The following is a 6,236-nucleotide window of genomic DNA, read 5'->3' as shown; positions in this document are numbered from 1 at the left end:
AGCGGCGCGCTGGTAGCCGGGTGGGGGGTCTCGTCGGTGGCGTCGCGGGCGGCCGGGGCGACGGCCACCTCGACGTCTTCGCCGGCGTCCTTGGCCGCCTTCTCCACCGCGGCGGCGCCGCCGAGGACGATCAGGTCGGCCAAGGAGACCTTCTTGGCGCCGGTGTTGAACTCCGACCGGATGCCCTCCAGGACACGCAGCACCTGCGCCAGCTCGTCGGGCTGGTTGACCTCCCAGCCGGCCTGCGGCTGCAGACGGATGCGGGCGCCGTTGGCACCGCCGCGCTTGTCGCTGGTACGGAAGGTCGAGGCCGACGCCCACGCGGTGGACACCAGCTGCGGGACGGTGAGCCCCGAGTCGAGGAGCCTGGCCTTGAGCGCCGCGACGTCGGCGGCGTCGATGGTCTCGCCCTCGGCCTCCGGCAGCGGGTCCTGCCAGAGCAGGGTCTCCTCCGGGACCTCCGGGCCGAGGTACAGCGACTTCGGGCCCATGTCGCGGTGGGTGAGCTTGTACCAGGCGCGGGCGAAGGCGTCCGCGAACTCCTCGGGGTTCTCGTAGAAGCGCCGCGAGATGGGCTCGTAGACCGGGTCGAAGCGCAGCGACAGGTCGGTGGTGAGCATCGTCGGGAGCTGCTTCTTCGACGGGTCGTGCGCGTCGGGGACGGTCGCTTCGGCGTTCTTCGCCACCCACTGGTGGGCGCCGGCCGGGCTCTGCGTGAGCTCGTACTCGTACTCGAAGAGGTTCTGGAAGAACCCGTTGCTCCACTGGGTCGGCGTGCTGGTCCAGGTGACCTCGAGGCCACTGGTGATCGCGTCGCCGCCCTTGCCGGTGCGGTAGGTGCTCTTCCAGCCGAGCCCCTGCTGCTCGATCGGGGCGGCCTCGGGGTCCGCGCCGACGTTGTCGGCCGGGCCTGCGCCGTGGGTCTTGCCGAAGGTGTGGCCACCGGCGATGAGGGCGACGGTCTCCTCGTCGTTCATCGCCATGCGGCGGAAGGTCTCGCGGATGTCGCGGGCCGCGGCGATCGGGTCCGGGTTGCCGTTGGGGCCCTCCGGGTTGACGTAGATGAGGCCCATCTGGACCGCGCCGAGCGGGTTCTCCAGCTCGCGGTCACCGGTGTAGCGCTGGTCGTCGAGCCAGGTGGTCTCGGGACCCCAGTAGACGTCCTCCTCCGACTCCCAGACGTCCTCACGGCCGCCGCCGAAGCCGAACGTCGTGAAGCCCATCGTCTCCAGGGCGACGTTACCGGTGAGGATCATGAGGTCGGCCCACGACAGGCTCTTGCCGTACTTCTTCTTGACCGGCCACAGCAGACGGCGGGCCTTGTCGAGGTTGCCGTTGTCCGGCCAGCTGTTGAGCGGGGCGAAGCGCTGCTGACCGGCGCCGGCGCCGCCACGGCCGTCGCTGATGCGGTAGGTGCCCGCGCTGTGCCAGGCCATACGGATCATGAGCGGGCCGTAGGTGCCGAAGTCGGCCGGCCACCAGTCCTTCGAGTCCGTCAGCACCTCGGCGATGTCGCGTTTCACGGCCGGCAGGTCGAGGGACTCGAACGCCGCGGCGTAGTCGAACTCCTCACCGAGGGGGTTGGCCACGGCGGGGTTCTTGGCAAGGATCTTCAGATTGAGCCGTTCCGGCCACCACTGGCGGTTTCCGCCGCCCTGAGTCGGGTGCGCGGCACGCCCGTGGGCGACGGGGCAGCCACCCGCGCCTTCGGACTTCGCATCGGTGACGATTGCGTCATGGTTCTCAGACATGGGAATCCTTCCGAACTGGGCGGATCACAGTGCTCAGGAACTGGGGGCGTTGGAACAGTCGGGGCACAGGCCCCAGTAGATGACCTCGGCCTCGACGACGGCGAAGCCGTGGTCGTCGGACGCGGTCAGGCACGGGGCCTCGCCGACCGCGCAGTCGACGTCTGCGACGGCACCGCATGACCGGCACACGACATGGTGGTGGTTGTCCCCCACCCGTCCCTCGAACCGGGCCGGACTCCCGGCGGGTTCGATGCGGCGTACGAGTCCCGCGGCGGTGAGCGCGTGGAGGGCTTCGTACACGGCTTGAAGGGATATGTGGCCCACACGGTCACGCACTCCGGAGGCGATGGCCTCGACGCCGAGGTGGTCACCGCCCCGGACGGTCTCGAGCAGCGCGACGCGGGCTGCCGTCACCCGCAGGCCGGCACCACGCAGCTCCTCGGCGGTGGTCGGGGTCCCGGATGCGGTCATGGCACCCAACCTACTCGCACAAACACGAAGAGTTCAAGAAAACGAGCGATCCAAGTCTGAGACCCCAAGCCATGCAGGGTTTGTTCCCCTATGTGCGGATATATCAACCCTGCGGTCGTCAGAGTATCCGTTCCGGTTCGGCACGCCGTGCGGGGCGCGTCGGAATTCGGGCGACGGCAGGACGGTCGGATACGTAGGCTTCGGCCCACGATGAAGCGACGCGTCGAGTTCACCGAGCGGGCCGGCAGGCTGCGGGACTACCTGCCGGCCGACGACCGCCGAAACCTCGTGCAACTGGTCGGCGAGATCGCCGCGGATCCCTACGGCGCCCGCACGCACCTCGCGTACATCGACGACGAGGTCACGCGCTCCGTCTGGCACGAGAGCGTCATGGTCCACTACGTGGTGACGTTGCATGCCGTGATCGTCGTCGACACCGACGTCTACGACGCCGAACGGGGATTCAACGTGGTGTGACACGGTCGGGCGGTGTCAGGCGTACTCCACCGCCGCGTCCAGCAGCCAGTCCGTCAGGTAGCCGGCGAAGGAGGAGCGCACCAGGACCCAGAACCCGGCCCTCGGCTCGTCGCGGGCGACCAGCACGACCTGGCTGCGGGCCAGTGCCGTCTGGGCGCAGCGGCCGGGGCCGAAGGCGCGCGGGTGCAGGTCCAGCGCGCAGCCGTGGGAGAGCAGGTCGCGGGCCCGGGCACCCGAGACGAGGAGTGTGGTCCGCTGGGCGGAGACGTCGGTGACGGAGACGGGCTCGTCTCCGGCCGCCGCCCGGATCCGGCCCTCCAGGACCCGCTGGGTGCCCGGCCGGCCCACCACCAGCCACTCGTCGGGGCCCAGCCACACCACGGTGAGCTCCCCTGCGCGTACCACCGTATTGGGCTCCAGGGGCAGCCGGAGCCCGAGGGCGAGTCCGACGCCGTCGGCCGCCGCGCCCTTGCCGTCGAGACGGACGTTCACCTGGGCGAGGAAGGGAAGTTCGGCCAGTCTGATCGCGCCCCCGGAGGACCGGGTCACGGCAGCCAGGCGGTGGGCGGCGTGGGCCAGGGGGCTGCGCTGCCGTGCGGTCGGGGCGGTGTCAGCCATCGCGGCGGGCTCCCTCGGGGTCGTAGAGGACGGGGCTGGCGACGGTCACCGGGAGCAGCCGGTCGCCCACGGGTGCGTAGAGGCGCTCGCCGATGCGGTCCCGGCCGCCCTTGATCAGGGCGAGTGCGAAGGTCCGGCCCAGTGCCGCGCTGCGGTAGCTGGAGGTGACGTGACCGAGCATCGGGACGGGCGGGGCGGGCAGTTCGCTGTCGGCGACCAGGTGCGTGCCCTCGGGCAGCAAGGCGGCCGGGTCCTCGGGAAGGAGGCCGACCAGGTGCTTGCGGTCGGGCCGGACGCTGTCGGCGCGCGCGTAGGAGCGCTTGCCGATGAAGTCGGGCTTCTTCTTCGACACCGCCCAGCTCATGCCCAGATCCTGCGGGGTGACCGTGCCGTCGGTGTCCTGGCCGATGATGGGATAGCCCTTCTCGGCACGCAGGACGTGCATGGTCTCGGTGCCGTAGGGGGTGATGCCGTGCGCCGCGCCGGCCTCGTACAGCGTCTCCCACAGCGCCACGGCGTGCCACGGCGACACGTTGATCTCGTAGGCGAGTTCACCGGAGAAACTGATCCGGCACACCCTGGCCTCGATGCCCGCGACGGACGTCCCGCGCCAGGCCATGAACGGGAAGTCGTCGTTGCCCACGGCCAGTTCGGGCGCGACGGCGCCCAGCACGTCGCGGGAGCGCGGGCCGACCAGGGCCACGGTGGCCCACTGCTCGGTCACGGATGTGCAGTGCACGCGGAGTCCGGGCCATTCGGTCTGCAGCCACTCCTCCATCCAGTCCAGGACGGCGGCGGCGTTGCCCGTCGTGGTGGTGACCAGGAAACGGTCCTGGGCCAGGCGGATGACGGTGCCGTCGTCGAAGACCATGCCGTCCGGGCGGCACATCACGCCGTAGCGGATCATGCCGGTCTTCAGGGTGCTCATCATGTTGGTGTAGAGCAGGTCGAGGAATCGCCCGGCGTCCGGGCCCTGCACATCGATCTTGCCGAGGGTGGAGGCGTCCATGAACGCGACGCCCTCCCGGGCGGCACGGCACTCGCGCAGCACCGCGGACTCCATGTCCTCGCCGTCCCGCGGGTAGTACCAGGGCCGCCTCCACTGGCCGACGTTCTCGAACAGCGCCCCGTGGTCGGCATGCCATTCGTGCAGGGCGGTCACCCGGATCGGGTCGTGCAGCGCGCCCCGGTCGCGGCCCGCGAGGGTGGCGAAGGAGACGGGGGTGTAGGGCGGGCGGAAGGTGGTGGTGCCGAGGGCGGAGATGTCCACGCCGAGGAGTTCCGCGACGACACCGCCGGCGAGGACTCCCCCGGTCTTGCCCTGGTCGTTGGCGGTGCCGGCCGTGGTGTAGCGCTTGGTGTGCTCCACCGAGCGCAGTCCGGCTCCGGTCGCGCGGGCCAGGTCGTCGACGGTCACGTCCCGCTGGAGGTCGACGAAACGGGGTGCGCCGGCGGGAGCCGGGACGGTGAAGACCCGCAGGGGCGGGGTGTGGGGCACCTCGGCCACGGCGGGGAGGGCGGGCACCTGGGCCGTGTAGCCCTCGGCCTCGGTCGCCCGGGTGCCGGCGGCCGCGCCGTGGGCGAGGACCGCGGCCAGGTCGAGGACACCGCTCGCGCTGCCGGCGACCTCGACCGCCTGCCGGCAGGTGTCGGGGACGAAGGCGCCGAGCGCCTCGTCGTGGCGGAGCCTGCCGCCCGCCTGGCTGAACAGGTGCGCGACGGGGTTCCAGCCGCCGGAGACGAGGAGGAGGTCGACGGCGAACTCCCGTCGTCCCACGGACTCGCCGTACGGGGCCACCTGTACGGCGGTGAGTCGCCGCGTGCCCTCCGTGCCGGTCACGGCGTGTCCGGTGAGCACCTCGATCCCGGCCTCGCGGGCCCGGTCCGCCCACTCCCCCGGCTCGGACCGGATGTCGACCACGGCGGCGACCTCGATGCCGGCCGCGGCGGCGTCGAGTGCGGCGGCGTACGCGCTGTCGTTGGTGGTGAGGACGACCGCGCGGCGGCCGGGCAGGACGCCGTACCGGTTGATGTAGGTGCGGGCCGAGGCGGCCAGCATCACTCCGGGGCGGTCGTTGTCCGCGAAGGCGAGGGACCGCTCGTGGGCTCCGGTGGCCAGCACCACACGGCGGGCGCGGATGCGCCAGACACGCTCGCGGGAGACGTTGTCCGGGGCGTCGGCCCCGAGGTGGTTGGTGCGGCGTTCGACGGCGAGGAGGTGGTTGTCGTCGTAGTGGCCGAAGACGGTGGTGCGGCGCAGTACGCGCACCTCGGGGACGGAGTCCAGCCGGGCGGCGGTCGCCGCCACCCAGTCGAGGTGCTCGCCCGTGCCGAGCAGGCTGCCGCCGGGTTCGGGCTGGTCGTCGGCGAGGATGACGCGTGCGCCGCTGCGCGCCGCCGCGTCCGCCGCGGCGAGGCCGGCCGGGCCCGCGCCGACGATCAGGAGGTCGCAGTGGGCGTGTACGGCGTCGTAGCGGGCCGGGTCGGGGGTGGTGGCGAGGCGGCCCTGACCGGGGAGACTGGTCGCGACGAGGCCGTCGTACAGCTCTACGGTCGTTGCCGGGAGCATCGGCTCGGGGAAGGGTTCCTCGATCTGGACGACCGCGTTGGGTTCCTCCACGCCGGCCGAGAAGATGCCGCGGGGGCGGCCGAGCCTGATGCTGGTCGCTGCCGCGATGACGCCGTTCGCGAGGAGGGCGGAGGCGAGGGTGTCGCCCTGACAGCCCCGGTATTCGGTGCCGTCGAAGGTGAAGGTCAAAGAGGTTTCGCGGTCGACTCGGCCGCCGGTGGGCAGGCGGAAGGGCTGGTTCTCCCCGACCCCGCCCCGCCCCGGAACCAGAGGGCCTGCCCCCTGGACCCGCGCCGGGGGGGTGGCCCCCCCCCCCCCCACGCGGGGGACCGGGGCGGGCGCGGTAGCCC

At 72.0% G+C, this 6,236-nt stretch carries 5 protein-coding genes; 1 reads left to right on the top strand and 4 read right to left on the bottom strand.

What is annotated here, in order from left to right; translation table 11 throughout:
- Nucleotides 1–1,751, bottom strand: a 1,751-nt coding sequence (gene katG, locus ACFW2E_RS39165; protein WP_384474527.1) for a catalase/peroxidase HPI, incomplete at its 3' end; no start/stop codon positions are given.
- A 33-nt stretch (nt 1,752–1,784) separates the two neighbouring features.
- Nucleotides 1,785–2,222: a Fur family transcriptional regulator gene (locus tag ACFW2E_RS39160; RefSeq protein WP_384474524.1), complete on the bottom strand. Its 438-nt coding sequence runs from the start codon at nt 2,220–2,222 to the stop codon at nt 1,785–1,787.
- A gap of 210 nt (nt 2,223–2,432) precedes the next feature.
- Between ACFW2E_RS39160 and ACFW2E_RS39155 the strand changes: the two genes are divergently transcribed.
- On the top strand, nt 2,433–2,699 hold the full coding sequence (locus ACFW2E_RS39155) for a hypothetical protein (protein WP_384474521.1): 267 nt from the start codon (nt 2,433–2,435) through the stop codon (nt 2,697–2,699).
- 15 nt (nt 2,700–2,714) lie between these two features.
- On the opposite strand, the gene ACFW2E_RS39150 is transcribed toward ACFW2E_RS39155, so the two are convergent.
- Together ACFW2E_RS39150 and ACFW2E_RS39145 are read right to left on the bottom strand one after the other, a co-directional pair.
- The gene (locus tag ACFW2E_RS39150; RefSeq protein WP_384474519.1) at nt 2,715–3,317 is read right to left on the bottom strand and encodes a sarcosine oxidase subunit gamma; all 603 of its coding nucleotides are present in this window, start codon (nt 3,315–3,317) and stop codon (nt 2,715–2,717) included.
- Complete coding sequence (locus ACFW2E_RS39145) at nt 3,310–6,207, bottom strand: sarcosine oxidase subunit alpha family protein (protein ID WP_384474530.1); 2,898 nt, start codon at nt 6,205–6,207, stop codon at nt 3,310–3,312. Before ACFW2E_RS39145 ends, ACFW2E_RS39150 begins: the two co-directional genes overlap by 8 nt.
- Nucleotides 6,208–6,236 lie beyond the last annotated feature (29 nt).

It is taken from the genome of Streptomyces sp. NPDC058964 (assembly GCF_042741275.1).
Lineage (GTDB): Bacteria > Actinomycetota > Actinomycetes > Streptomycetales > Streptomycetaceae > Streptomyces.
This window is presented reverse-complemented; position numbering and strand designations above follow the sequence as displayed.

Excerpts from the sequence above, each read along its gene's own strand:
- ACFW2E_RS39155 (WP_384474521.1), top strand. The coding sequence starts at position 2,433 with ATGAAGCGACGCGTCGAGTTCACCGAGCGGGCCGGCAGGCTGCGGGAC.
- ACFW2E_RS39150 (WP_384474519.1), bottom strand. The coding sequence starts at position 3,317 with ATGGCTGACACCGCCCCGACCGCACGGCAGCGCAGCCCCCTGGCCCAC.
- ACFW2E_RS39160 (WP_384474524.1), bottom strand. The coding sequence starts at position 2,222 with ATGACCGCATCCGGGACCCCGACCACCGCCGAGGAGCTGCGTGGTGCC.